Origin of the sequence: Olsenella profusa DSM 13989, assembly GCF_030811115.1 — a bacterium.
GTDB lineage: Bacteria > Actinomycetota > Coriobacteriia > Coriobacteriales > Atopobiaceae > Olsenella_F > Olsenella_F profusa.
Window position 1 is genome coordinate 1,188,273 of sequence record NZ_JAUSQK010000001.1, and the last position, 22,913, is coordinate 1,211,185.

Genomic DNA, 22,913 nt, shown 5'->3' on the forward strand with positions numbered 1-22,913 from the left:
CCCTCCTCGCGTATGAGTTGCCGAGAAGAGCATCCGCCCGCGTCACAGATTAGAAGTCCAAATCCGCCAGCTCGTCCAGGTCGTCGATCGCCGTTGTCACGGTGTTCTCCACCACGGTCACCGATGCGGCCGTGGTCAGGTTTCCGTCGATGCCCACCACGTCGTCGCGCAGCGTGGCCACGTCGGCTGCCAAAGCGCTCACCTGCGCGTAGTCCACGGGCTCCACGGTGCCGATCGTCACCCGCGCCACCACCTGCTCGCCGAAGGTCCGCACGCGCCGCACGACGCGGGCAGTAAGCCGCCACTCCGGGTCGCGCGACGTGTCTATCACGGCCACGGTGTCGCCCAGGTTCGCGTCGTCGCCGTCGAGCGCTGCCACGTCCACCTCGTAGCTCACCTTGGGCTGCGACGCCTCCACGAGCGTCCGCCTGGTCAGCGCCAGCAGCCGCTCGGGCTCTGTCACCTCGGAGAACGTCACCTGCCCGAACGAATGCGCCTTCGCCGTGCGGTCAGCGTTCCAGCGTCCCCAGACCTGCTTGGCGCTCTCGTCTGCCACGTAGTTCAGCCCGCCGTTGATGTCCCCGAAGGTCAGCTTGCGCCTATAGCCCGCCTTGTAGTTGCCGTCCTCGTCGGTGAAGGGCAGACCCGCCCCGAAGCCGTAGAGGGCGGTGTACACGTCCTGCTCTAGCACCGTGCGCGTGCAGCCGGCCATGTTCTTGCCGTAGGTGAAGCGCAGGCCGCGCCAGTCGCCGCGCTGGGCGTCCAGGCGGACCGAGCGCGATGCCACGTGCCCGCCCGAAACGGTGATGATCGGCGTCACCTCGCCGCCCCACACCTCGGCCACGCGCCGCAGCGCCCAGAGCGCGTTCTGGTGGTAGATCAGCGCCCCGGCGGTGCCGAGACTCGCGCAATACGCAACGCTCCACCTGGTCGGCGCCAGCACGGGCCGCCAGGGCCTGCGCCGCCGTCCTGCTCACCAGCTGGGCCTCCTCGATGAAGTCGTCCAAGAGCTCGCAGAGCGACGACTCCGCGTACACGCTGCAGAGCCCGGCCACCGGCTCGTCGGTTCGCACCACCACGTGCTCGCGCCAGGTCGAGCCGTCCAGCCACAGCAGCCGGTCGCCCTTCGCGGGCACCTCGTAGCTGCAGAACTCGAGCGTGTCCTCGCCGTTCAGCTCCTCGGTGTGCACGAGCTCGCCGACCACGCGAAGGAGCCCGATCCGCTCGTCCCACCGGTCGAACCAGTAGAGCGTCGGCACCGAGCCCGCCATGCTAGGCCCACCTCTCGCAGAAGCGCGTCTCCACGTAGGTGCAGTTGGAGGTCGACACGACGCAGTCGCCGGGCTCCAGCGCGAAGAAGTCGCTCGCCAGGGCCACGCAGTCCCGAGCGTCAACGTCGTTTATCAGCACCGTCTCGCCCTGGCAGTCGATCACCACGGCCTCGCCGCCCGCGAAGTCGTAGTCCACGCGGATGCCCTTGCCGACAGACGGCAGCGAAACCTGCAGGTATGACCCCGCAGAGGCCACCACGCGGAACTCCGGCAGCGTCGGCCAGTCGCCGCCCACCTCGAAGCGCGACGTGCGCTCCACGCGCTCCGCGCCCCAGCCGATGGGGTCGAACAGGGTGAAGGTCAGCGTGCACTCGCCGGCCTCGAAGAGGTTGGACCAGTCGGGCGCGCCCACGAGCATCGCGTCGCGGTACTCGACCTCGGGGTCGTCGGGCAGCACCAGGCTCCCGCCGCCGGGCCAGCTGAGCCACCGGCGCACCTTGCCGCGCATCCGCGCCATGCCGGTGAATCCGGGGTTGTAGCCCATGTCCATGAAGAGCCGCACCCGCACGTCCACGGGCGGTATGTAGCCGGAGACCAGCAAAGCACCGGCGCGTCCCGGCACGGCCATGGCCTCCGCGACGATGGGGTTGGCCGCCCGCTCGATCACCTCGGCGCTGCAGATCTCGGAGAAGTCGTTCCCCGCGTAGACGATCGACCTCATGCGTTGCCCCTGGCACGCCCGTAGGCCGATGCCCGGCGCTGCGACTCGCGCGCCGCCCTGTCGTCCTTGCCGAACGGCCGCGCACGCTTCAACGTGGCCTCGGCCACATGCCCGCTCGCGTTCACGCGCTTGCCCTTGTCGCTCATAGGCTCCTCACCACCGTAAGCACAACGTCGAAGGTCCAGACGAAGCGCCCGGACCCGTCCCTCTCCTTGAACGCCGGCGCCGTGGTGTCCAGGCCCGCGATGCGCCAGCTGCCGTTCTCCGCCACTGGCTCCCAGCCGTAGCGTCGGATCCACCTCTCGCAAGCGATAGCGTCGGCCTCGGCCTTGGCCGCCACCTCGCGCACGACCATCACGGCGACGGTGACGGTCCCGCGCTCCTCGTGCTCCATGCGGCTCACGCGCTCGAGCCTGCCCTCGCGGACCACGATGGGCTCGGGCTCCATGTCGGCCGACGGAAGACTTGCGAAGTAGCTTGCGAAGTCGCCCTCAAGCAGGGCCTTCGCCACCAAGAAGGAAAGCTGCAAGACCAGCTCACCTCACCTTCAGTTCCCAGTGGTGCACGCGGCCAAAGAGGTCGCAGCACGCGTGCGACTCGGCCACCATCATCGAGTGCCCGCTCACGGCGACGCGCGATCCCGCCGGCACGTCGAACGCGCCGATGGAGTTCACGGCGTCCACGAACACCGTTCCCTGGCCCGCGTCGGCGCTTCGGTGGTCGTCCTCCGACACCTTCTGCGTCCGCTCGAACCGCACGTTGGCGATGATCTGCGGCTCCTCGAAGGTCCCGTCGGCAAGCGGCACCCTCACGGTCATAACGTCGGGCAGCGCCGAGCGAGGTATGGGCCGGATGGAGCGCATGTCAGCACACCCCCGTGAACGCCATGCCGGAGAGCCCCAGCTCCCGCAGCGCGGCCGCCGTCGCCAGCTCCTCGCCGGTCGTCTGCTGGCTCGCGTAGTTCTTGACCGAGAACTCGCCGATCTGGAACCCCCCGACCTCGCCCGCGCCGTACTCGGCGAAGGCGTCCACGGCCGCGCACACCGCGCGCTTGAACACGTTGCAGGTGGTCGTCGCTCCCTTCACGGCGCAGAGCCACCTCACGTGCGCGTCGGCCATGGGCAGCGATGCCGCGAAGGCGGCCTCGGAAAGGCCGCCCCCGTAGGTTTGCGAATACCACTCGTATGTCACGGTGGAGGCCACGGCTACTCCGTCGCCGCCGAGACGTACACGCCGTCGAGCTTGTTGTCGAAGAGCTCCACGATGCCGTACTTTCGGTACTTCATCATGTAAGAGTCCAGGGATTCCAGCTCGTCCGGGCTGAACACGCGCGACGCCACGTGCTTGTCGAACTTGATCACGGCGCTCTTCTCCACCACCATGAAGTTGATGGCGCGCCCCACGCCGGTGAGCTCGTAGTAGCCGGACAGGCCGCTCTTGGTGGGCGACGCCACGGCGGTGTAGGTGTAGCTGCCCTCGCTGCCGCTGCGCGTGTAGTAGGTCTTGGAGGCGTCCACCTCGGTGTCGGCCGTGGGCGCGTAGCTGCCCTCGGAGCGCTGGTAGCCGAACTGGTCCCCGTCGCCGGAGAGCAGGTCGATCGCCGTGTAGAAGCGCACCTGCGGCACCTCAACGATGCGCGAGAAGCGCTCGAGCACGCGGTTGGAGCGCGTCGGGTTCGCGTAGGAGAAGTCGTCGAGCACGCCCTTGAGCGTCGGCGTGATGAACAGGTAGCGGCTTCCCAGCGTCACCTGCTTCTCGTCCATGACGCTGGTGACCTCGCGGAGCTCGGCCAGCACGTCCAGTGCGGAGGCCTGCGAGAAGTCGTCGGTGGCGACCTCGACGCCGGCGTGCCCCGCGATCTGCGCGAAGGTGAAGGCGTCGGCCTCGGGCGCCACCTGCGTGCGCTGCAGCTCGGCGCCGGCCTCGACGAAGCAGTCGTTGACTCCGGCCTCCTCCACGTCCATCACGTCCGCGAACAGGCGGATGCCGCGGTCGTAGTTGAAGGTCTTGGTCTCGAACTCGTAGGTGATCGCGCCGGTCTTGTAGCCGACGTTTCTGGTGTAGTTCCCGAGGCCCGTCACGGAGATCTTCGGGATGAGGATCTCCTTTGCGTTGTGGCCCGCGCGCACCATGCGGCGGCCGCTGTTCAGGCAGCCGGACACGGATGCGCGCTGGTAGACCTCGTCGATTACGGATGTGTAGTTGCGTGCGAACGCGATGTTGTTGCTAGGCATCTCTTAGCCCTCCTTCTTGGTGTCGTCGTCATCGTCGGTGAGGCCCGCGATCTCGCGCCAGTGCTTGAGCGTCTTGCCTTCGTCGCTGGCCGCGCCCGCGTTGGGCAGCCCGGTCGTGCCGGAACCCGCAGAGCTGCCGCCCTTGGCGTGCTTGCCCGTGGCCTCGAAGAGCCAGGGCTCTGCCTCCTTGAGCTTGTCCACGTCGTTGCCGTGGTCGGAGAGCAGGGCGCGTGCCGCCTTCACGTTGCGCACGCCCGCGAGCTTCAGCCTGAAGTCGATCCGGTCGCTCTCGCCCTAGGCCTTGAGCTCGGCGATCTCGCCGCGCAGCTGCTCGGCGGTCTCGGCGTTCTTGGCCGCCTCGGCAACCTGGGCCTCCAGGGAGGCGATCTTCTCGTCGCGCTCGGCGATTTGCTTCTCGTAGTCGGTCTCGCTGCCGCTTACCTGCGACTGGCCCTGTTGCGTTTCCTGCTGCTCTTGGCCCTGCTGTTGCGCCTGGTCCTGCGCGCCCTGCGTGGCTTCCTGGCCGCCATTGGTCTCACCGTCCATGTTCTGTCCTGCCTTTCGTCTCGTAAGGCGGGCAGAGACGAACAATGCCCGCACCTTTACCGGTACGGGCATTGTCTTGGGGTGTCACAAGCTGGTGCGTATTTACGTCAGCGCGGGTATCCTGTCCCTCTCATCAACCGCTTTGTTCAGGGCTTTGAGCTTCGAGAGCGACACTTGGTATTGGCCGTTCTTCGGCCTTGCTCGGTTCTCGAACAAGTTCCAGACGGGTTGACCGGGTCCGTTGTACACCTCGCTTATCTCGCCGTCCCCATCGATCTTGAGAACAATCAGGAAGTCCGGGTTCTCGTTCAAGGCCACGCTGCCGCGTTGAGTGGCCTTGACTTGCACGAGCCTCCCGTCCGGCGATGTTCCGTCATGTCTGGGCGTTGACGAGACGAAGAGGTCGATGCCGTACCTTTCGGCCGCGTAGACCTCGCCGATGCTTCCGATCAGATGCCCGTCCAGCGTAAAGTGGCGGTGCTGGTCATGGTAGTCATGTTCCAACTCACCGACGATGCCGTACAAGCGTCGGATGATCTCGGCAAGCTTCTTGCTGCCTGCGGTTTCTCCCATGGTGCCTACTCCCTGCATCCTGCAAGCGATTCGATCGTTTCGAGGAGTGACGTGATGTTATCTGCAGCGTTGGAAAGGTCGAAGAAGAAAATGTCCACCTGCACGCCGTCGCTGCTCACGTGCCTGCCCTCGGGCATCAGCCCAGGCTTCACGCCCTCATGCCATGGGTAGAGAAGGACGACGTGTTGCATACCCTCGTCCTCGGCGCGGTACCGCTGCCCGTAGGCGTACATCTGGTGCATGTCCGCCACCGACAAATCCCTTGGGCCGAAGACGTGCTTCCACTTGGTATCGAGCACGACGCGGCGCCCGTTGGCGCACCCACAGAGGATGTCGGGGCGCAGCGAGACGCGCCTGCCCTCGAAGAGTGGGAGTAAAATACATCATCATATTAGCCAATTTTTCCAGAAATACGTCCTTATTTTCGCCTTTTCGTGTGAAAATAAGGACGTATTAATATCGAAATGATTGGAGGGACCATGGAGCGACCCCTCATGGAAGACCTCGTCAGGTGGAAGGACGCCGCCCGCAGGAAGCCCCTCGTGCTCAACGGGGCTAGGCAGGTCGGAAAGACCTGGCTACTCAAGGAGTTCGGCGCAAGGTACTTCGAGAATGTCGCCTACGTCAACCTTGACAACAACCCAGGCCTTGCCACCCAGTTCAATGCAGGCTACGACCTGTCCCGCCTTTTGCTCGTGATTCAAGCGGAGAGCGGGCAGAGGGTGACCCCCGGCAAGACCCTCGTCGTGCTCGACGAGATCCAGGAGTGCCCCAAGGCGCTCACCTCGCTCAAGTACTTCTGCGAGAACGTCCCCGAGCTCGCCGTGGCGGCGGCGGGGTCGCTCCTCGGCATCACGTTCCATGAGGGCACCGGCTATCCCGTCGGCAAGGTCGACACACTCGACCTCCATCCTCTGAGCTTTCGCGAGTTTCTCGACGCGACAGGTAACCCAATGTTGCGGGAGATCGTCGACTCGGGCGACGGAGAGCTCCTCGGATCCTTCGCGGTGAGGTTCGTGGAGCTGCTTAAGCAGTACTACTTCGTCGGGGGCATGCCTGAGGCGGTTGCCACGTTTACCGAGTCCGGCGACCTGGCCGCCGTTCGTGCCGTGCAGGAGGGCATCCTGTTTGGCTACGAGAGGGACGTCTCGAAGCACCTGGGGGCTGTCGAGGCGGAGCACGCCCTTGCCGCGTGGCGCTCGCTGCCGGCGCATCTCGGGCAGGAGAACAAGAAGTTCGTCTTCGGGCACGTCAGGGAGGGCGCCCGGGCTCGGGACTACCGTTCGGCGATTACCTGGCTCACCCGGGCCGGCATCGCGACCAGGGTCTCTAGGGTGTCCAAGCCGGGCATCCCTCTCTCTGCCTACGCCGACGAGTCCGCGTTCAAGCTCTTCGCCCTCGACCTCGGCCTCCTCGGAGCGCTCTCCGGGCTTGACGCCTCGAGCATTGTCGACGGCAACGCGCTCTTCACCGAGTTCAAGGGAGCCCTTACTGAGCAGTACGTCTGCCAGCAGCTGATCTCGGACTGCGGCCTCAGCCCGTGCTACTGGTCCGCGCAGAACTCCCGAGGCGAGGTCGACTTCCTCGTGCAGCGCGGCGGCAGGGTCTACCCCATCGAGGTGAAAGCTGAAGAGAACCTGAAGTCCAAGAGCCTGGGGGCGTTTTCCGAGCGGTATCCCGGCACGATGCCGAGGCGCTTCAGCCTCTCGGGCTTCCGCGACCAGGGCTGGATGCGCAACGTGCCGCTCTATGCCATCGGAAACCCAGGGTGCTGGGATTAATGGGCGTCGTGGTAGGCGTTACGAGCTAAGGTTGCCTGGCAGATGAAATTTACTCCTTCTGGTCCAAAAGGGGCATGATTGCACGTGAAAGGGGCAGAGTCAGGTGGTCATTGCACCACGTGCTCATGATGCCTCGGATAGCACCTCGGCGATGGCCTCCGCGGGCGTCCTCCATCCCAGCGTCTCGCGGGCTCTGCCGGTGAGGAGGTCTTGGACGCAGACCACCTCTGCGTGGGCGGTTCCGCCCTTCTTGCGCAGCTCCACGGTCTTTTGCTCGGACCCCGTCGTGCGCCTGGGTGATCGGGGCATGCAGACTCCTGACCGGACCGCATCGGGCCCAACTTTTCGTCCGCATGCCCCTACCGCTCAAACCGAATAATGCCACTGCCTATGCAGGCAAATACTCACGCAGCAGCGTGCCGTAGTCAGCCTTCACATTGATCTCATCCCTGGCCATGATTCTAGTCAGGATCGAAAGGAGACCATCATGTCCGCTTTGACCATGGGGCTCGCGGATGCGAAGAGCAACTTCTCCCGCGTCACCGTCGAGGTGAACAGGACCAGCAGACCCGTCACGATACTGAAGAACAACAACAAGCCCTGGGTCGTCATCCAGCCCGTCAAGAGCGCAGACAGCTCCTGGACGTCGCGGTCGGCTTCATGGACGAGTACACGGACGCCCTCGAAGAGCTCGCCAGGTGAGCGCGCCCAAGATGTCCGGACACGAGTTCAAGCCCAGCCATGGCGAGCTTCTGGAGACGATTCTCGGCGTGACTGACGGCACCTTGAGCTACGGAAGGTCTCGTAAGCTGGGTGCAGAGCGCTATGGGCTAGGGGGAATGCGGGTTGCGGCTGCTCCGGCATCGTCGGCCTCACAAGGGCTCCTTTGACAACAACTGCATGGCCCCCTTTTATTCGCCGTGTCAAGGGGTCTAGGGGTAAAAGCGTTATCCTTGATAATTTGCGACCGAGATGATACATAAAAAGCAATGGCGCCACCCGCAAGAACAAGACCGATGATAATCAAGACATTCATCTGTTGTCCTCCGTTTTCTTACCCAGCAGTCTCAGCTTGAATTCCCTGATCCGGGCCGCAGATCTGCTTGTGAAGATCACGCCGAGAATAATCATTCCAAATGCAATGCCAAGGCCAAAACCATCGATGCCGTCATATGGCGTAGTCTTATCCAGCCCTAGCAATGTAATCACCAGAAAAGCGGCAAAGCCGATCAGGCCGGCGATAAACAGCCAGTGCATCCTGCGAAGCAGTCTTGCTTTTTCCTCGTTGCTGTAATCTGCAACCTGCAATACCGTATCTTTCAGTTCCTGACTCATATGCTCACTTTTCCTTTCTCCGTTCAGGATCTCACGGAGGTCAACTGTGTAGAAATCAGATAATTCGATCAGGATGTCCAGATCCGGCATATTGCTGCCGGTCTCCCACCGGGATACCGTTCTGCGCGCGACGCCAGTCCGCTCCGCGAGCTGCTCCTGCGTGAGTCCCTTTTCCTTACGAAGCTCCTGAAGGATTTTCCCAATCTTTACAAGATCCATGGTCTTATGGCCTCCTCTCTGGGTTCAGCATGCTGCAGATTTCTTTTGCATAACAGGACACAAAGTGAGCAATTACCCTATTCCAAGGATGAGACATGGCATGACTCGTTGACATTAAAGATCATTGCTTTTTGCTTTTGCTCTTGAACGCCTTGACCATAGCATCACTAAGCCCCTGAGACGGCACTTCCGTACCCATCGGTCTGGGCGGCCAGTCCGTGAACCTCCCGATTTCCCGTTTGCCGCTTCCGAGGTCACCGTAAAGACTTCCATCGACGGCACCGTCGAGAACCTCAGGGATGTCCCCCAGCTCATCAAGGATGGAGAGTTCTCAATCAGTGCTAAACCCATCACCTCCGACGAAATTCCCGAAGGCCTCGAACTCCCCGAGCAGGGCAAGGTCCCCGCTCGCCTTGTTGCCATGGCGGAGCAGCTCACGTTGAGCCTCTCAAAAGGTCGCGCATATCCCCCGTCGTCACCCTTGGGCGGCAGGGGGCTTCTGATGGTGCGGCACTATCATTTGCTCCACCACCGAGGCCTTCTTACTTGACGGAATACAGCCTCGACGTCCCCGTCGATCTTGAGGTTGTCTGGGGACAGCTTACGCTTTCGCTCAAGCACACTCCAGAGTCCCTCGATCATCAGTCTCCCCTTCAGGCAGAGAACCGTCTTGGCCGAGGTCGGTATGTCCTAGTCGCTTCGGCCTCGCTCATGCGCAGGTCGACGTACTCGCTGACGTCTACCGCGAGCAGCTTCCCGTGCTTCTCCGACGTCAGCTCGACTCTATATTTCTCCGCAGGTATGGCACCACCCTTCCCTCGTGTGGCGCCATCCCATCGAATATAAGGAGATTAATCACCAGTTTAGTGCCCTTTTCCTGGACTCTTTCAATACGTCACGTAGCCTTGGGTTGCATGGCTTCCGACCCGTGCTGCGACAGTTAATTCTAATCAGCTTTCTGATCAGCTGACTACAGGGCGGTGATTGCGGCGATTGCACCAAACAAAACGCCAAGAGCATTTGCCACCATGATAGGCCAATCCTTTTTCTTTTGAAAGAAGCCATAGCAGACCCATAGAGTGCAGTTTATTGCAGCAACCATAGGCTGCAAGAAACCACTTTTATCTCCGTGAAGGTTATTTATGATCTGAGGGAAGTAAGCTATATACATGAGCATGGCGGTGCATGTTGCTATCCACCCAACAGTTTTGAATGTTTTTTGGTTCATAGTCTATTCCAACTTTCAGCGACGACAAGATGCACAAGATGGAAACGAAACAGCAGTAAGTAGAATAAAGCCCAACTCTATATATTATTACGAAAGCTATAGCGAAGTTTCATAAAAGTAACACGGTATATGCTAATCCATTTGAAAATACCCTTTCAGCACTTGGTAGCAAATGGTAGCTTCCGGTCTCATCTATCGTGCCGCCCCAACCACTTCCTGGGAGTGCTCGAGGCGTCTCCTTTACGCTTGCCATCGGCACTACAAGCCGAGAGGACGTCTCTAGAATGCGAGATCCTCATTCGAGGACACATCGAACGTCGCCATCATCTCCGAGCCTGTGTCGTCAGGCCATTTGCGAACTGTCCTGACAGCGATTTTCGCTCCTCCTTCTGCGGGAAGCCGAATACGCCCGTGCCGATGCAGCAGAGGACAATCGAAGACAGGCTGTAATTCTTCGCCAGGACCAGGCAACTGCTGTGGCAGCTGGCGAGCTGTACGTGGGTGAAGGTCCGTGAGACTCCCGTGCGCGATGGTACCGGCCGTATGGATGACGTGCTTCGAGGGGAGGTTGTACGCGGTGGTGATCTTTACCGATTAACCCCTCGAGCAGCTCGTCCTGCGTTTTGAGCCAGTTTTCATCCGCAGGTGTCGGTGACCTGGTGTTCACTAAGGTGCGGGACGCGTTCCCCTAGCTCATTTGCGTCGTTCGCCGGAGGGGCGTGGAGCCCGCGCTCGGCACACAGCTCTGCCGCTAGATGCTCAGGCAATCCCTTCTTACGACCGGACTCCATGCTGCGCCTCCTCGTGGCCGATCAACGCCAACGCCTCGGAGAGTGCCGTGTCGATATCGGCATCGAGTAGAATCAAACGGCTGCGGATCTCAGCCGGCGTATACGCCTCCCCATAGTTGGCGCATGCGTACTTGGCCTGCGGATTGGTGCTCGTGTGCTGCCAGAAGGGATATTTGATGATGACGGGTGTGCTCATGCCCACCCCCAGCTCGAGATGGGACACCCTTCCCCACCCGTGTGCGTCCATGAAGTCACGGTAGCGCCCCGCTGCCTCGTGCCAGCCGTTATCTTCCACAAAGGTGTCGTCTGCTCGCAGGTTCATGCTCATAGGCGCCCCGCATTTGGGGCAATGGGGCACCAACCTTTCCGGTACCCGCATGCCATGCTCCTCCTCTACCATGCGCTTCACCGCCCCGTAGCTATCATAGGTGGCGTCGTGGCACGGTACGCTGCGCTGCCACAGGCCGTAGTCACCCTGTGTGTAGAACAAGCGCTCCTTGGGGAATCCTGCCAGCTGGAACCGATGGTTCACGTTAGTGGTCAGGATGAAGAGATCCTCACCGTCAAGCAGGCGCAGGAGTTTCTCGTAGGTACCCTTTGGCGCGTCTACGTAGCGGCTGTACCAGATGTGGCGACTCCAGCATGCCCATTGCTCCTTAAATGTGGGGAAGGGGAGGAAGCCGGCCGAGTACATGTCGGTGAATCCGCGCGACTTGATAAAATCGGCGAAGCGGTGACGGAAGCGCTCGTCGCCGTAGGCGAAGCCCGTGGCCATTGAGAGGCCCGAGTCGGCGCCACTCTTGCACTCGTCTGCAGTGATTTCCTGCAGAAAGCAGGGACTGAAAGCCTGTCTGTGTGAAGGGCAAGCCCGCTTTGGACGGCTTGACGTCGTAGTCGTAGTGCGAACGAATAAATATGTGACCGAAAATTATGCAGAGAACCTCAAGCGCAGGCGCAACTCCCGCAAGCACAGTAGCGACGAAAAAACTCCCTCCTCTGGGCTCTCCCGCCATTGATGCCAGAGTAGTCAGGACAGCAAATTGTGCGATGCCAGTTCCGCATAGCATAACCATCCAATGACAGGGCGGTTACGTCGTCATCGGCGGAAAGAGATAGGTGCTGGCTTCCACATGTACGGGGTATCGGGACCTACGCCCAGATGGCCATCGCGAGCGTCGCCACCGTGACCAGCGCGAGGCCCGCGAGCGCCCGCCTGGTGTAGCGCTCGCGGAGCACGGTGGCCGCGAAGCCCATGGATACGAGCGTCGAGAGCCTGTCGATGGGCACGACGACGCTCACGATGCCCTGCTGGATGGCGAGGTAGTAGCAGAGCCAGCTGGCGCCCGTGGTCACGCCCGAAAGGGCGAGGAAGGCGAGTTCGCGCCGGTCGAGCGCGGAGGGCCGCGCCTGCGGCAGCTTGTGGCGCAGGGCCACGACGAGCCAGGCCATCACGAGCACGAAGCAGGTGCGCACGGCCGTAGCGAGGTTGGAGGGCACGCCCACGATGCCGACCTTGGCGAGGATCGAGGTGAGTGCCGCGAAGACGGCCGAGCCGACCGCATAGACGAGATAGGCGCTGCCGTGTGCCGCGGCCGTCTCGGCATCCGCCGCCTGCCTGCGTTCGACCATCATGAGGGTGCCCAGCAGTATGGCCGCGGAGCAAGCGAGCTTGAGCGGCAGCGCATCCGTCTCGCCAAAGAGCGCCATGGCCAGGAGGATCGTGAGGACGGAGCTCGTCTTGTCGATGGGGACGACCTTGTTGACGTCACCCATCGAGAGCGCCTTGAAGTAGCAGATCCAGCTCGCACCGGTGGCTACGCCCGAGAGCGCGAGGAAGGCCCACGACGTGGCGCCGATGGAGCCGAGTGCCCCCGCCTGCCCCGTCAGTGCCGCCATGAGCCAGGCGAAGGCGAGCACTACGACGGTACGGATCGCCGTCGCCACGTCCGGGTCGGTCCTCCTGATGCCGAGCTTGGCGAGAACCGCCGTCACGCCCGCGAAGAGCGCCGAGCCAGCGGCAGCCAACAGCCACATGTCTGGTCATCCCCCAGGGGCCGCGATCCTGCAATCGCATCAGACTGTAGCGCCTTGGCGAGCCAAAATCCATGGCATCCCGCGGCCGCGTCGCTATGCCACCTGGTGCCTTCTGAATGACACTGCGGACAGGGGCACGCAGACGACCAGCGCCAAGCCGTAGAGCGCCGTCACGACGGCCTCCAGGTCGAGCACCACCGGTCCCAGGGCATACGAGACACCTTGGGTGAACAGCGGGCTGGGGGCCAGCGCATTCGTGGGGAACAGGTAGGACAGGCGTTCCAGCAGGTCCACGTCCCCGGTCGGGATCAGCGCGGTCATCAGCACGAGGACGACATCCACCATGAACACGGAGAGCGTCGACCTGGTCCGTGACGAGAGGGCCAGCGTGAGCGCCGCGAAACCCATCGCCATGAGGTAGGCGAGCGCGACGCCGACCGCCACCGCCTGACCCATCGTGAGGGCATATGGTGCAGTGACCGATACCAGCTGCACGGGGAGGTCTCCTCCCTCCGCGCCGAACGCCCCGAGCGCGATGCCGCAGAGGATGGCCGCGCAGAGGGCGAAGTACGCCGTCGAGAAGAGGAGCGATGCCGCGACCTTCGCCGCGACGAGCCGGCCTCGGCCGTGCCGCGTGGCCAGGATGACGGCGTCGGTGCCATCCTGGTACTCGGAGGAGAACACGGGGGCGAGCACGACGCAGATGGCTATCATGGGGAACGCCAAGAAGCCGAGGCAGTCGAGGACGTCCACCTAGCCGCCCGCGTACCCGTACGAGAGGGGCCTGCTGATCGCGGCTTGGCGGGAGGTCCAGTACGCCACCCCCGCGTCGGTGTAGTCCCAGCCGTTCCCTCCGTGGATGAGCTCTTGGTACCTTGCGTCCACGGCACCGTAGAAGTCGCCCTCCTCGTCGGACGAGAGGCCCGCAACCGTCTGGCAGGGCTCCTGCCCACGGACATGCCAGGGGGAGAGGAGGTAGGCGTAGTATTTGTTTGACATCGTCTCGAACGTGGCGGCATCGTGGCTCTCGAGCATCAGCGAGTACGCCGCCTCGTCGCTCACGTCGAGGACGTCGTCGGGCGAGACGGTTCCGAAGGCCATGGAGCGATATCCCTCAAGGTCTTCCCGGACCCTCTGTGGGGTGAGGATCCCCGCGTGCTCGGCCGCCTCGGACCGCTCGTAGGCGATCGCCTCGGTTCCCGCAAGCACCCTTCCGGCACCGGCCTGCACCCGTGTCTCCGCCACGTTGAGGGCCATGATGCCGCACATGAGGAGGGCCACACCGATGCAGGTGAGCAGCGAGACCCGGCGGGAGAGCGTCTTCTTGAGCTCGAACGCGATGAGGCTAGGCATCCTCGTCCCCCTTCCTGGCGGCGGTGGGGCCGTCTGTGTTCACATCGCTGAAGACATGCATGTAGAGGTCCTCGAGCGTCCCGGGGACCGTCCGTGCGCCCGGGAGGGGGCAGGAGTCGCTCACGATGCGCACGATGGCTCGCCCGCTGTCGTCGTACCTCACGTTGCAGACGCAGAGCCGCTCCGTGAGGGCATCCGCCTCGGCGGCGGAGGTCGCACATTCCCAGACCTTGCCGTCGACGTGCGAGACCACCTCCCGCGTGGCGCCCTGCAGGACGAAGGAGCCGTCCCTCATGACGAGCACATCGTCGGCTATGTGCTCCACGTCGGAGACGATATGGGTCGAGAGCAGGACGATCTTCCCTTGGGCGAAGCCAGCTATCAGGTTTCGGAACCGGACGCGCTCCTTGGGGTCGAGGCCCGCCGTCGGTTCGTCGAGGACGAGGATGGACGGGTCGTTGAGGACCGCCTGCGCGATACCGAGCCGCTGCCTCATTCCCCCAGAGAACGTGCGGATCCTCGCGTCGCGCACCGTACCGAGCCCGACCAGGTCGAGGAGGGACGCGCTCCTGTCCCGTGCCGCCCTCTTGTCGACGCCCTTGAGCGCCGCGAGGTAGCGCATGAAGTCCATCGCGGTGAACTCGGGGTAGTACCCGAAGTCCTGGGGCAGGTATCCCAGCATCGAGCGGTACGTTGTCCCGAGCTCCCGGACGTCCTTCCCGTCGAGCAGCAGCCTTCCCGAGGTGGGGCGCAGGATGTCGCACACCATCCGCATGAGCGTCGTCTTGCCCGCCCCGTTCACCCCGAGCAGCCCATACACCCCCGGCATCAGGCGCGCGCACACGCCGTCCACTGCCACCTTGTCCCCGAAGGACTTGGTGAGCCTGTCAATCGTCAGCTCCATCGTCTGCTCCTTGTCATCGAGTCTGGGGGATCGTCCGTCAGAGGGCGGGGGTGCCGGTCCGGTTGGGCAGGGGTGCCATGCCGTACGCGCATGCCCGCACCCAGGAGATGGCCTCCGCGAGGGACCACGCCGCGCCGATCCCGGACGCGACGCCCCAGACCCACATGGACGCCGCGTCGTAGGCCGCCGGAACGGCGGCGTACACGGCGCACGATGCCGCAGCCACGAGGGTGACCCAGGCGACGCCCGCCAGCGCCGCGTCGGTCCGACTGGATCTCATGCCGAGGGCGAGGGCGCCCGCGCACGAGAGGAGGTAGGGTGCCGCCGCCCGCACGGCAGTGATGACCGGGTCGGTCCCCGCCAGGGCGGGCGCGACCACCAGGATGCCCGTCAGGGAGAGGGCGCTTGCCATGCCGAGGACGAGCAGGCGGGCCAGCGCGACGCTCCCCGCGCCGAAGGGGCAGGAGCGTTCGAGCTCCGCCATGCCCTGCGCCCTGCTGGCGAGGAGCCAGGGCAGGCCGATGGCGGCACTCGTGGCAGCGAGCAGGCTCGTGGCCGCGGCCACGGTTCTGCCTCCCGCCCCGGAGGTGCAGACGGCGGCCATGAGGACCACCACCACGGTTTGGGCCGCCCAGGCCCGCCACCCTACGAACCGTACCTGCGCCCCCACGAAGGAGGCGAGCGCGTCGAGGCGGTCGGCCCTCCTGCAGCTGCGAGCCTCGCGCATCATCGCGCCCACGACCGCCTCGCGCCCCTCGTTGCCTGCTGGCAGACGCTCGGAGTGGTACGCCCGTCTGACCAGGCTCTCCAGGTCCCTCGTGTGCCTCATGTCCGCATCGTCTCCTCGTTCGTGGGAACGGTGGCTGCCGCGTCGTCCCCGTAGCCAGGTCCCAGGGCCTCCCCGAGTTGGGCGAGCGCCGCGTTGATCCTCCTGCGCGCGGCGAATCGCGAGATCCCGAGGACCCGTGCGACGTCCTTCACCATCAGGTCCTGCCCGTAGCGCAGCTCGACGGCTTCGCGGAGGTCCTCGGGCAGCTTCCCGAGTGCGGTGCGCACATCGAGGTGCACATCCGCCGCGGCGAAACGCCCCTCGGCGCCCCCATCCTCGATGATGGCGCCATCCAGCTCGCCGGGCTGGAACCTCCCGGACCTCGCTCGGTCGGCGCAGAGGTTCCGCGCGACGGTCAGGAGGAAGGCTATCGGCTTTCCCTCGTCCGCGTACCTCGAGCGGCTGCGCACGAGCCGGAGGAACGTCTCCTGGGCAACGTCCTGCGCATCCTGCGGCGAGTCCGTGTGGCGGCGGCAGTATGCGAGCACGCCGTCGTAGCACTCGTCGACGATGCGGCGGATGCCCGCCTCGTCGAGGGTATGGTCCTTGGCCAAGATTCGCACCTCCTACCTACTACAACGTATGGGGGCCTGGGTATGTGCGCCCGGCCACCATTTTCTTCCTGTTCTTGCCGGGCGGGAGGTTACGGTAGGGGCGTGTGGGTCATGTAAGTCAGTTGCCGAGCACCTTTTTGGGCCGATACTCGGGGGGTGCCGCCCAAAGTGCACACGCAATGCCTTTCGTGCCGCGTTTGCTCAGTTGACGGTTTTGAAAATGCGTTGCGTGCGCACTTTGAAGGGCACCCTCCGAGCACAAGGATGCCAACGCCGCACATGGCAGCACGATGGGACAGAGCCCCCCTCGAGGCATATAGGAACGTCACCCCTGGCAGAGCCCCCCTGATGGCCTCCAGGTTACGAATCCCGATGCCCTTCCTGTCATAGGTGACGAGCTCATCGGCTCACATCCTGCCCAGCTTGCGCGAGAGTGATGGCCTGTGGATGCCCAGCCGCTCCGTCAACTCCTTCTTCGTGACATCGAGCCGCATCGCCAAGATGGCCCGGAAGTATAGGTTGGGTGACGACGTGCTCATGGCTGGTGGTGGCGTCAAGAATGGTACGCTGTGGGAGGTCCTGGAGGACGAGCTGATGTGCGACATCCATGAGGCCAATCTCTCCCCAGTTCAACGGGGCCATGGGAGCGGCGCTCACCGAGAGGTCACGCACGGAGAGGGAGCAGCGGAAGGAGCGCCGGCGGTCGGGCGGAGGGCGACCGGAAGCCCAGACCCCTCAGTGTCCGCGATGCCTTCGCTTGCGCTTCTCGGCGCGCTTCTCGAAGCGCTCCTGCCTCTCGGCCTCGCGCCTTTCCCTGGCGGACGCCCTGCGCGCGGCCTTCGAGGTCTCCATCTGCTCCGAGAGCGCCTGCTGGGCCTTCGTGGATGGCCCCCTGCCCTTAAGGGCACGGGATGCCTCGCGCTGGCGGCGCTTGGGACTGCCAGGCTTCCTGGGCGCCTCGGCTTCGATGCCGTCGGTGAAGGCGAGGCGGCCCCAGCCGTCCGTGACGAGCCGGAGCACCTCCTCGTTGGACGGCTCCGCCCCGAACACCACGCGGCATGCGGATAGCCTCCCGCCCTCCACGCGCTCGAACATTCCCACCCAGAACTGGCCATCGTGGAAGACGGTCAGGGTCATGGACGCACCGACCTGTGCCATACGCTCCTCCTTTTTCCATGTGCGGGCCAAAAGGAGAAGGGACGACCTAGGAGGAAGGCTACTGGGTCCGCATGGCGGCGGATCGCTCCACGAGTACCCGACGGGAGCTCTGTTTTCATCTCCTGCCCCGTCCGACAGCGGGCTGGCTATCGGGCGGACATGCTGCGGCCCAGTCTATCCCATGCGGAGGGCGGTGTCATCCCTGAGGGATATGGCCTGTCCCTCCCCAGACGACGGCCGGTCGGGCCATTCGCGCCTGCGTGTGCCTCGAGATGAAGGCCATGCGCATGATGGACGAGACGTAGGGCGTATGTTTGAATCCATTGCACCCTTCGCGCAGGAGGTGCCACCGAGCGCCCGGCTAACGTGGTTCGGCATTGCGATGCCGCGGGAGTGGGGCGCCCTCACTCAAAGGTGGCGGCACGCCTTCCCATGACCCTCTCGGCGAGGCGCATTCCCAGGATGGCTACCGGAATGGCCAGGAGCACCATGACGCACAGCATCGGAACGTTCCGGATGACCTGTTCCACCAAGACCGCGTAGTCAGCGGACATCTCCTCGGTCGCGTCCTGCAGCGTGGCCGCCGTCGCCGTCCACCAATGCGCCGCATAGCCGTAGTAGGACAGCGCCAGCGGGATGAAGCTCAGCCTGACGCCCCGAAGCGAGCCGTAGCCCCTGACACCTCGTATGATCTCTGACAGGATGGTCAGCACAATCAGGATGATGATGAATGCCGCGTTGCCCTCGTCCATGACAAGGGCGCAGACAAGCGTGAGACCATTCAGGATCGTGGCCGCACCAAACGTGCGGATCTCCGATGCCACGACAAGGTAGGGAAAAGCGAACAGAATCGGCGCTATAGTGCCAAAGTACGCATAGCATGCGGGATGAAGCAAGCTGCTCGTGGCTCCGATCACAAAGACCATGATGTAGGCAACGACTGCCACTCCGATGTGTAGTATCCGCTTTCCCATGGTTGACCTCCCGTCTCTTGCGTCCCAAGGACACTTGACGATATGCCGTGATGGCCCGCGGTTGGGCGTGCGTCAGATTCCCAGCACCCTTTGCCTTCCTAGGAACGGCTTGCACCGTTCCATGAAGGCCATCATGCCCTTCGTCTCAGCCTGTGCCACATCGTCGGCGAAGTGCTCGTACCGGGTTCCGCCGCTATCCTGCAGGATCAGGCGGAATGCCGCGGCATGCTCGAAGACGAAGTGGATGAGCTCCCCGACCGAGTCGAGCGATTGCTGTAGGGAACGCATGATGCCCCCGCGGGACGCGATGTCCATGTACCGCTCGGCCATGCTGCCATAGAGCTCGTCAAAGCCGCTCACGCATGGCTTGACAAGTTGGTCGAACAGCTCCTCCTTGCTCCTGAAGTGCGCGTGGAACGCTCCGTTGGTCACGCCGGCCTCCCTGCAGATCCCGCGGATGGAGGTGCCTCGGAAGCCCATCCTCCCAAACTGGTCGAGCGCGGACTCCACGATGCGCTTGTGTGTCTTGTCAAAGTCGCGGGCCATGTGCGTGACTGCGCCTCCCCATGAAGCGGAACACCGTAATATTACTAAATAGTTCACTTAAGTCAACTTTTTGATGGGCATAATTGCCTCGTGGAATCTGTGGGACAGAGCCGTGGAGAGGTATTGCATGATGCTTTCCTAGGGGACGAGCGCAAGATGCACGATGGGGATGGGGCTACAGGATCTTCCGCCCTGCCCAGTCGAGGCAGGAGTTCCAGGCCGCCATTCCTTCGGGACGCGCCGGGTCGCGATCGAAGTCGTGCCCTCCCTCGTCGACGAAGAAGGTCTCGGCCGTGGGGGCCTGCGCCGCCAGCGCCGTGGCATTCTGGAAGGGCACATCCTCGTCGTCCCTGCTTGCGGCGATGAAGAGGGGAGGGAGATCCTGCTGGGCCTCGGCATCGAGGGAGAAGGCATCGAGGTTGGATGGGGTGACCGCAAGGAGCGATCCCCAGTTGCCGGTCTGACGCGCGTAGACGTAGAGGCCAAGGCGACGTTCGAGCGGAGCGGAGCTGAGCGGTTCCGTGCCCGCGAGCCTTCGGGCGGTTCGTGGTGCTACGAGGGCATAGGTGCGGCGGTAGTGGAGGGAGGGCTGGAAGAGGGCGGCGCGCATCTTTGCCAGGTTGCAGTAGCCGTAGAAGTCGATCACGCCTGCGGGGGCCTCGCCCGACTGGCCCAACTGGTGAGCGAGCATGAGGGCAAGGTAGGCGCCGGCAGAGCGGCCGCAGAGAAAGGTTCGCCCTGCCGGGAGGAGGTCGCTTGAGCTGCGAAAGACCTCCTCGACGGCATTGAGTATCGCGCCGATCTGAGCCTGGGGAGCCAGGGGATAGTCTGCCGTCACCAGGGTGAGGCCCCGCCCCAGGATGATATCGACATAGCGGCGGGGCAGGTCGTCTCGGCCGCCATAGAGAAGTCCCCCTCCGTGGAGGTAGAAGAGGGCAGCATGTCGGTCGCAGCCCGGCTGCGGCCGCTCGATCGTGATGCCGACGGGGAGTGTGGCGCCTTTCGGAAGGGTGACGTGGGTCGTCCTCGCGCTTGCACTCATTGCGGGATGTCCTCTCCCATAAGGGTCAGGAGTCGTCGGGCAATCACGAGCTGTGCCAGGGTATCCGAGTCATGGATGTCGATCCCATAGGATTCGCGGGCGCGGTTCACACGATAGCTCACGGTCTTGTGGTGCACATAGAGCTGGTCTGCCGTCTGCTGGAAGTTGAGGTTGTTGTCCGTCAGGGCCATGAGGGTGCCGAAGACGAGTGGGTTCTCGCTGCGGAGCCTCCGCAGATGGGGGTCCATGAACTGCACGAGCTTGTCATGGTCCTCGATGTTCAGTAAGATGCGGTAGATGCCCAGATCCTCGTAGCACAGGAGATGGTTGTGCCCGCGGTCGGGATCGAAGAGGCGATAGACGCCCATGACCTGGTCGTTGGCACGCTGGATGTCGTAGCGGCCGACGATGCCGGAAAGCGTTGCCAGGTAGGTGAAGTCGGGCAGGTCGGGGTTCGCGCACATGTCCTTGAGGATGCCCCTGACGGTCGACATCTTGAGTCCCTGCGCCTCGGAGGTGAGATTGCGCAGGAAGATGATGCGGTTGTTGCTCTCGTAGTAGACGACGCTGTAGTGCTGATGCTTGAGGCGCTGCCGGAGGGCATGGGGGAGCTCCGTCATCCGGGCGCCCTCCTTCGCATCGAGAATCTGGAAGCGCACAAGCAGCACCTGGTAGTAGGGCTTGCTCTCGATCGAGAGTTCCTTCAGGGACTCGTCGGTGGCGGCCTTCGTCGTGCAGCGACCCAGGAGCAGGTCATGCACGAGCGTGTTGTTGCGGCGGAAGAGCCGCTCCTCGATGGCGGACTCCTTGAGGAGCTCCATCTGCAGGAGGCTCGTGAAGCTCTCGATGGTCATCACGTCGAGCTGCGAGAGGGTCCTGCCACCCGTATGGATCAGGAAATAGGCAGGCATGCCCTCGGTCGTCGGAATCATGACGGCCAGAGCCTCCCGTCCCTGTTCCGTTGCCGTGTCAAAGGAGGCATGGTAGTAATGAAAGGTCTGGTAGTGGCCGCGGTGGAGTTCCTTGAGGCTCAGGTTCTCGAGGCTGACCGCCCGGGGCGAGGTCGAGATGCAGGTGCCTGAGGAACGTCCGTAGTAGGAGCAGTCCATGCCGATCGACTTCTTGGCCTGGTCCAGGATCACATGGATGCTCGGCTGCTCAAGCGCCAGCTTCATGGTCCGCTGGTGGATGCTGAAGAAGCGGTTCAGGAGCATCAGGTTGGTGTCGAGGGCAGAGCCCATCACATCGGCAAGGATGCTCTCGTATTTCGTCTCCGTGGCAAGCTGGATGAGGGGGATGTCTGCCCGGTCGCAGCAGGCCACCACGTCCCCAGGTGCCTCGGCGTAGAGGCGTCCTGGCTTGAAGGCGATGCCTGCGGGCTCCACGGCCACAAGCCTCTGGAGAAAGCGCGTGCGCTCCTCGAGGGAGAGTGGCTCCAGGGCGAAGAAGCTGGTCACGAGAAAGATGCCCCTGCGGCCCCAGCGCTCGATGTCGGCCGCCTCCATTACCATCGCATTGCTGATGGTGCGGCCAAGCCCCCCTTCACCGGCAATGACCTCAGCACCTTCGAAGCTCGCCAGGTCGAGCACAGAGCGAGCGGTGAGCGTCTCTTCCTTGATCTGTATGCGGGGCCTTGTCATCGTTATCTCCTTGGAAGACAAAGATATCGCATGCAGAGCCGGAGATGTTTATCTCTGATAGATAAGTCTGGTAAGAGGTGCTATCTATCCAGCGGTATAGATCATCGCCAGGGGGGGAGCCACGCTAGATTGGCAGCCTATAATGGGTTCGTAGTCTCGGACCTTGGGAGGGTTGGCATGCGTGTCGCACTGCTGGAGCCGCTTGGCGTATCTGAGGAGACGGTCTCAAAGCTCAGTGCCCCCATCCGTGGGCGGGGCCATGAGTTTGTGTATTTCGACCAGAGGACGACCGATGTGGGGGAACTCGCGAAGAGGAGCGCAGGCGCCGATGTCGTGATGATTGCGAACAACCCCTACCCCGCTTCCGTCGTAGGGGGTGCCGACGCCCTCAAGATGATTGCCGTGGCCTTCACGGGCATCGACCACGTCGGTCTCGACGCCTGCAGGCAGCGGGGTGTGGTGGTTTGCAACTGCGCGGGCTACTCCGATGTGAGCGTGGCCGAGTTGACCTTGGGTCTCACGATCGACGTCCTGCGTCTCGTGGCTGAGGGAGACGCGGCCGTACGCTCTGGGAAGACCTCGTCGGGACTCACGGGTCGCGAGATTGCCGGCAAGGTCGTCGGCATCGTCGGCACCGGCCATATCGGCACCCAGGCGGGCCGACTCTTTGCCGCCTTCGGTGCCCATGTCCTAGGCTATGCGCGCCACGAGAATCCGGAAGCGACGAGGGCGGGCATCGAGTATGTGAGCGATCTTGACGAGCTGCTCGCGGCAAGTGACATCGTGAGCCTGCATCTGCCGAGCAATGCCTCGACGCACAGGATGTTTACGACAGGGAAGTTCGCCCTGATGCCGGAAGGCTCGGTCTTCATAAACTGTGCCCGTGGCGCCATCGTGGACAACGACGCCCTGGCCGCTGCCCTGAACAGGGGGCATCTGGCTGGTGCAGGCGTGGACGTCTTCGATATGGAGCCGCCCCTGCCGGAGGACTATGCGCTCCTCCATGCCAAGCATGCGGTGCTGACCCCGCATGTGGCCTTCCTCACCGAGGAGGCGATGGAGCGCCGCGCTCGGATCGAGTTCGACAACGTGATCGCCTGGCTCGATGGAAAGCCGGAGAATGTCTGCGAACTCTAGAGGCTGAAGGACTGCAGGCACGAGGAGGCGCGCCTTGCTGCAA

The 22,913-nt window shown here is 63.5% G+C and carries 32 protein-coding genes; 4 read left to right on the forward strand and 28 right to left on the reverse strand.

The annotated features are described in order from the left end of the window. Positions 1 to 49: 49 nt before the first annotated feature. A complete protein-coding gene (locus J2S71_RS05475; protein WP_307389428.1) occupies positions 50 to 943 on the reverse strand; it encodes a phage tail spike protein in 894 nt (297 codons plus the stop codon). 50 nt (positions 944 to 993) lie between these two features. Here J2S71_RS05475 and J2S71_RS05480 point away from each other — a divergent pair, with 50 nt between their 5' ends. Continuing rightward, positions 994 to 1,143 (forward strand): hypothetical protein, encoded by a 150-nt coding sequence (locus J2S71_RS05480; protein ID WP_307389430.1) that lies wholly within the window; start codon positions 994 to 996, stop codon positions 1,141 to 1,143. Between the two features lie 129 nt (positions 1,144 to 1,272). Here J2S71_RS05480 and J2S71_RS05485 read toward each other — a convergent pair whose 3' ends face one another. From J2S71_RS05485 to J2S71_RS05530, 10 genes are all read right to left on the reverse strand, one after another. Next, positions 1,273 to 1,992, reverse strand: a complete 720-nt coding sequence (locus tag J2S71_RS05485) for a phage distal tail protein (protein WP_021725220.1) — start codon at positions 1,990 to 1,992, stop codon at positions 1,273 to 1,275. Further along, positions 1,989 to 2,138 (reverse strand): hypothetical protein, encoded by a 150-nt coding sequence (locus J2S71_RS05490; protein WP_021725237.1) that lies wholly within the window; start codon positions 2,136 to 2,138, stop codon positions 1,989 to 1,991. The genes J2S71_RS05485 and J2S71_RS05490 overlap by 4 nt, the downstream gene beginning before the upstream one ends. Next, positions 2,135 to 2,521, reverse strand: coding sequence for a minor capsid protein (locus J2S71_RS05495; RefSeq protein WP_021725209.1), 387 nt, complete (start codon positions 2,519 to 2,521; stop codon positions 2,135 to 2,137). The genes J2S71_RS05490 and J2S71_RS05495 overlap by 4 nt, the downstream gene beginning before the upstream one ends. A 7-nt stretch (positions 2,522 to 2,528) precedes the next feature. Then, positions 2,529 to 2,855, reverse strand: a complete 327-nt coding sequence (locus tag J2S71_RS05500) for a putative minor capsid protein (RefSeq protein WP_021725241.1) — start codon at positions 2,853 to 2,855, stop codon at positions 2,529 to 2,531. Position 2,856: 1 nt separating this feature from the next. Further along, positions 2,857 to 3,195, reverse strand: a complete 339-nt coding sequence (locus tag J2S71_RS05505; protein ID WP_021725207.1) for a hypothetical protein — start codon at positions 3,193 to 3,195, stop codon at positions 2,857 to 2,859. Positions 3,196 to 3,197: 2 nt separating this feature from the next. Next, positions 3,198 to 4,226: a hypothetical protein gene (locus J2S71_RS05510; protein WP_021725217.1), complete on the reverse strand. Its 1,029-nt coding sequence runs from the start codon at positions 4,224 to 4,226 to the stop codon at positions 3,198 to 3,200. A 3-nt stretch (positions 4,227 to 4,229) separates the two neighbouring features. Further along, positions 4,230 to 4,478: a hypothetical protein gene (locus J2S71_RS05515; protein WP_210388942.1), complete on the reverse strand. Its 249-nt coding sequence runs from the start codon at positions 4,476 to 4,478 to the stop codon at positions 4,230 to 4,232. A 42-nt stretch (positions 4,479 to 4,520) separates the two neighbouring features. Then, on the reverse strand, positions 4,521 to 4,772 hold the full coding sequence (locus J2S71_RS05520) for a hypothetical protein (protein WP_307389438.1): 252 nt from the start codon (positions 4,770 to 4,772) through the stop codon (positions 4,521 to 4,523). 102 nt (positions 4,773 to 4,874) lie between these two features. Beyond that, positions 4,875 to 5,345: a DUF6998 domain-containing protein gene (locus J2S71_RS05525; protein ID WP_307389441.1), complete on the reverse strand. Its 471-nt coding sequence runs from the start codon at positions 5,343 to 5,345 to the stop codon at positions 4,875 to 4,877. Between the two features lie 5 nt (positions 5,346 to 5,350). Beyond that, positions 5,351 to 5,725, reverse strand: a complete 375-nt coding sequence (locus tag J2S71_RS05530) for a 5-methylcytosine restriction system specificity protein McrC (RefSeq protein WP_084620800.1) — start codon at positions 5,723 to 5,725, stop codon at positions 5,351 to 5,353. Between the two features lie 114 nt (positions 5,726 to 5,839). Between J2S71_RS05530 and J2S71_RS05535 the strand changes: the two genes are divergently transcribed. Next, a complete protein-coding gene (locus tag J2S71_RS05535; RefSeq protein WP_307389444.1) occupies positions 5,840 to 7,126 on the forward strand; it encodes an ATP-binding protein in 1,287 nt (428 codons plus the stop codon). 123 nt (positions 7,127 to 7,249) lie between these two features. Here the strand turns inward: J2S71_RS05535 and J2S71_RS05540 are convergent, their stop codons facing one another. Beyond that, positions 7,250 to 7,435, reverse strand: a complete 186-nt coding sequence (locus tag J2S71_RS05540) for a hypothetical protein (RefSeq protein ID WP_040650904.1) — start codon at positions 7,433 to 7,435, stop codon at positions 7,250 to 7,252. A 193-nt stretch (positions 7,436 to 7,628) separates the two neighbouring features. On the opposite strand from J2S71_RS05540, the gene J2S71_RS05545 reads away from it, so the two are divergent. After that, the gene (locus J2S71_RS05545; RefSeq protein ID WP_307392437.1) at positions 7,629 to 7,904 is read left to right on the forward strand and encodes a type II toxin-antitoxin system prevent-host-death family antitoxin; all 276 of its coding nucleotides are present in this window, start codon (positions 7,629 to 7,631) and stop codon (positions 7,902 to 7,904) included. Positions 7,905 to 8,158: 254 nt separating this feature from the next. Here the strand turns inward: J2S71_RS05545 and J2S71_RS05550 are convergent, their stop codons facing one another. From J2S71_RS05550 to J2S71_RS05620, 16 genes are all read right to left on the reverse strand, one after another. Continuing rightward, positions 8,159 to 8,680 (reverse strand): helix-turn-helix domain-containing protein, encoded by a 522-nt coding sequence (locus J2S71_RS05550; protein ID WP_307389447.1) that lies wholly within the window; start codon positions 8,678 to 8,680, stop codon positions 8,159 to 8,161. A 970-nt stretch (positions 8,681 to 9,650) separates the two neighbouring features. Continuing rightward, the gene (locus J2S71_RS05555; protein ID WP_307389450.1) at positions 9,651 to 9,908 is read right to left on the reverse strand and encodes a SemiSWEET family transporter; all 258 of its coding nucleotides are present in this window, start codon (positions 9,906 to 9,908) and stop codon (positions 9,651 to 9,653) included. Between the two features lie 323 nt (positions 9,909 to 10,231). Continuing rightward, positions 10,232 to 10,453: a macro domain-containing protein gene (locus tag J2S71_RS12290; RefSeq protein ID WP_198009548.1), complete on the reverse strand. Its 222-nt coding sequence runs from the start codon at positions 10,451 to 10,453 to the stop codon at positions 10,232 to 10,234. Between the two features lie 229 nt (positions 10,454 to 10,682). Next, positions 10,683 to 11,474 (reverse strand): SIR2 family NAD-dependent protein deacylase, encoded by a 792-nt coding sequence (locus J2S71_RS05560; protein ID WP_307389452.1) that lies wholly within the window; start codon positions 11,472 to 11,474, stop codon positions 10,683 to 10,685. Positions 11,475 to 11,848: 374 nt separating this feature from the next. Beyond that, a complete protein-coding gene (locus J2S71_RS05565; RefSeq protein ID WP_021725256.1) occupies positions 11,849 to 12,733 on the reverse strand; it encodes an EamA family transporter in 885 nt (294 codons plus the stop codon). A 93-nt stretch (positions 12,734 to 12,826) separates the two neighbouring features. Further along, a complete protein-coding gene (locus tag J2S71_RS05570) occupies positions 12,827 to 13,486 on the reverse strand; it encodes an ABC transporter permease (protein WP_307389455.1) in 660 nt (219 codons plus the stop codon). Beyond that, the gene (locus J2S71_RS05575) at positions 13,487 to 14,086 is read right to left on the reverse strand and encodes a hypothetical protein (protein ID WP_307389458.1); all 600 of its coding nucleotides are present in this window, start codon (positions 14,084 to 14,086) and stop codon (positions 13,487 to 13,489) included. Continuing rightward, a complete protein-coding gene (locus J2S71_RS05580) occupies positions 14,079 to 14,990 on the reverse strand; it encodes an ABC transporter ATP-binding protein (RefSeq protein WP_307389461.1) in 912 nt (303 codons plus the stop codon). Before J2S71_RS05580 ends, J2S71_RS05575 begins: the two co-directional genes overlap by 8 nt. Before the next feature lie 37 nt (positions 14,991 to 15,027). Further along, the gene (locus J2S71_RS05585) at positions 15,028 to 15,819 is read right to left on the reverse strand and encodes a hypothetical protein (protein WP_307389464.1); all 792 of its coding nucleotides are present in this window, start codon (positions 15,817 to 15,819) and stop codon (positions 15,028 to 15,030) included. Further along, positions 15,816 to 16,382 (reverse strand): RNA polymerase sigma factor, encoded by a 567-nt coding sequence (locus tag J2S71_RS05590; RefSeq protein WP_370873209.1) that lies wholly within the window; start codon positions 16,380 to 16,382, stop codon positions 15,816 to 15,818. Before J2S71_RS05590 ends, J2S71_RS05585 begins: the two co-directional genes overlap by 4 nt. Positions 16,383 to 16,780: 398 nt before the next feature. Continuing rightward, positions 16,781 to 16,912, reverse strand: a complete 132-nt coding sequence (locus tag J2S71_RS05595) for a hypothetical protein (protein ID WP_307389471.1) — start codon at positions 16,910 to 16,912, stop codon at positions 16,781 to 16,783. A 196-nt stretch (positions 16,913 to 17,108) separates the two neighbouring features. Further along, complete coding sequence (locus tag J2S71_RS05600; protein ID WP_307389473.1) at positions 17,109 to 17,531, reverse strand: YjdF family protein; 423 nt, start codon at positions 17,529 to 17,531, stop codon at positions 17,109 to 17,111. A gap of 404 nt (positions 17,532 to 17,935) precedes the next feature. Continuing rightward, a complete protein-coding gene (locus J2S71_RS05605) occupies positions 17,936 to 18,505 on the reverse strand; it encodes an MptD family putative ECF transporter S component (RefSeq protein ID WP_021725204.1) in 570 nt (189 codons plus the stop codon). Positions 18,506 to 18,577: 72 nt separating this feature from the next. Further along, positions 18,578 to 19,051, reverse strand: a complete 474-nt coding sequence (locus J2S71_RS05610; protein WP_307389476.1) for a TetR/AcrR family transcriptional regulator — start codon at positions 19,049 to 19,051, stop codon at positions 18,578 to 18,580. A gap of 175 nt (positions 19,052 to 19,226) precedes the next feature. Beyond that, positions 19,227 to 20,093, reverse strand: a complete 867-nt coding sequence (locus J2S71_RS05615; RefSeq protein ID WP_307389479.1) for an alpha/beta hydrolase — start codon at positions 20,091 to 20,093, stop codon at positions 19,227 to 19,229. Continuing rightward, positions 20,090 to 21,733, reverse strand: coding sequence for a PucR family transcriptional regulator (locus tag J2S71_RS05620; RefSeq protein ID WP_307389481.1), 1,644 nt, complete (start codon positions 21,731 to 21,733; stop codon positions 20,090 to 20,092). Before J2S71_RS05620 ends, J2S71_RS05615 begins: the two co-directional genes overlap by 4 nt. Positions 21,734 to 21,910: 177 nt before the next feature. Between J2S71_RS05620 and J2S71_RS05625 the strand changes: the two genes are divergently transcribed. Beyond that, positions 21,911 to 22,870 carry a 2-hydroxyacid dehydrogenase gene (locus J2S71_RS05625; protein WP_307389485.1) on the forward strand — a complete coding sequence of 320 codons (960 nt, stop codon included), beginning with the start codon at positions 21,911 to 21,913 and terminating at the stop codon, positions 22,868 to 22,870. The last annotated feature ends 43 nt before the right edge of the window (positions 22,871 to 22,913 follow it).

Excerpts from the sequence above, each read along its gene's own strand:
- J2S71_RS05565 (WP_021725256.1), bottom strand. The coding sequence starts at position 12,733 with ATGTGGCTGTTGGCTGCCGCTGGCTCGGCGCTCTTCGCGGGCGTGACG.
- J2S71_RS05485 (WP_021725220.1), bottom strand. The coding sequence starts at position 1,992 with ATGAGGTCGATCGTCTACGCGGGGAACGACTTCTCCGAGATCTGCAGC.
- J2S71_RS05510 (WP_021725217.1), bottom strand. The coding sequence starts at position 4,226 with ATGCCTAGCAACAACATCGCGTTCGCACGCAACTACACATCCGTAATC.
- J2S71_RS05580 (WP_307389461.1), bottom strand. The coding sequence starts at position 14,990 with ATGGAGCTGACGATTGACAGGCTCACCAAGTCCTTCGGGGACAAGGTG.
- J2S71_RS05520 (WP_307389438.1), bottom strand. The coding sequence starts at position 4,772 with ATGGACGGTGAGACCAATGGCGGCCAGGAAGCCACGCAGGGCGCGCAG.
- J2S71_RS05550 (WP_307389447.1), bottom strand. The coding sequence starts at position 8,680 with ATGGATCTTGTAAAGATTGGGAAAATCCTTCAGGAGCTTCGTAAGGAA.
- J2S71_RS05500 (WP_021725241.1), bottom strand. The coding sequence starts at position 2,855 with ATGCGCTCCATCCGGCCCATACCTCGCTCGGCGCTGCCCGACGTTATG.
- J2S71_RS05525 (WP_307389441.1), bottom strand. The coding sequence starts at position 5,345 with ATGGGAGAAACCGCAGGCAGCAAGAAGCTTGCCGAGATCATCCGACGC.
- J2S71_RS05480 (WP_307389430.1), top strand. The coding sequence starts at position 994 with ATGAAGTCGTCCAAGAGCTCGCAGAGCGACGACTCCGCGTACACGCTG.
- J2S71_RS05600 (WP_307389473.1), bottom strand. The coding sequence starts at position 17,531 with ATGGCACAGGTCGGTGCGTCCATGACCCTGACCGTCTTCCACGATGGC.
- J2S71_RS05540 (WP_040650904.1), bottom strand. The coding sequence starts at position 7,435 with ATGCCCCGATCACCCAGGCGCACGACGGGGTCCGAGCAAAAGACCGTG.
- J2S71_RS05595 (WP_307389471.1), bottom strand. The coding sequence starts at position 16,912 with ATGAGCACGTCGTCACCCAACCTATACTTCCGGGCCATCTTGGCGATG.
- J2S71_RS05535 (WP_307389444.1), top strand. The coding sequence starts at position 5,840 with ATGGAAGACCTCGTCAGGTGGAAGGACGCCGCCCGCAGGAAGCCCCTC.
- J2S71_RS05555 (WP_307389450.1), bottom strand. The coding sequence starts at position 9,908 with ATGAACCAAAAAACATTCAAAACTGTTGGGTGGATAGCAACATGCACC.
- J2S71_RS05560 (WP_307389452.1), bottom strand. The coding sequence starts at position 11,474 with ATGGCCACGGGCTTCGCCTACGGCGACGAGCGCTTCCGTCACCGCTTC.
- J2S71_RS05620 (WP_307389481.1), bottom strand. The coding sequence starts at position 21,733 with ATGACAAGGCCCCGCATACAGATCAAGGAAGAGACGCTCACCGCTCGC.
- J2S71_RS05490 (WP_021725237.1), bottom strand. The coding sequence starts at position 2,138 with ATGAGCGACAAGGGCAAGCGCGTGAACGCGAGCGGGCATGTGGCCGAG.
- J2S71_RS05545 (WP_307392437.1), top strand. The coding sequence starts at position 7,629 with ATGGGGCTCGCGGATGCGAAGAGCAACTTCTCCCGCGTCACCGTCGAG.
- J2S71_RS05615 (WP_307389479.1), bottom strand. The coding sequence starts at position 20,093 with ATGAGTGCAAGCGCGAGGACGACCCACGTCACCCTTCCGAAAGGCGCC.
- J2S71_RS05575 (WP_307389458.1), bottom strand. The coding sequence starts at position 14,086 with ATGCCTAGCCTCATCGCGTTCGAGCTCAAGAAGACGCTCTCCCGCCGG.
- J2S71_RS05610 (WP_307389476.1), bottom strand. The coding sequence starts at position 19,051 with ATGGCCCGCGACTTTGACAAGACACACAAGCGCATCGTGGAGTCCGCG.
- J2S71_RS05585 (WP_307389464.1), bottom strand. The coding sequence starts at position 15,819 with ATGAGGCACACGAGGGACCTGGAGAGCCTGGTCAGACGGGCGTACCAC.
- J2S71_RS05605 (WP_021725204.1), bottom strand. The coding sequence starts at position 18,505 with ATGGGAAAGCGGATACTACACATCGGAGTGGCAGTCGTTGCCTACATC.
- J2S71_RS05625 (WP_307389485.1), top strand. The coding sequence starts at position 21,911 with ATGCGTGTCGCACTGCTGGAGCCGCTTGGCGTATCTGAGGAGACGGTC.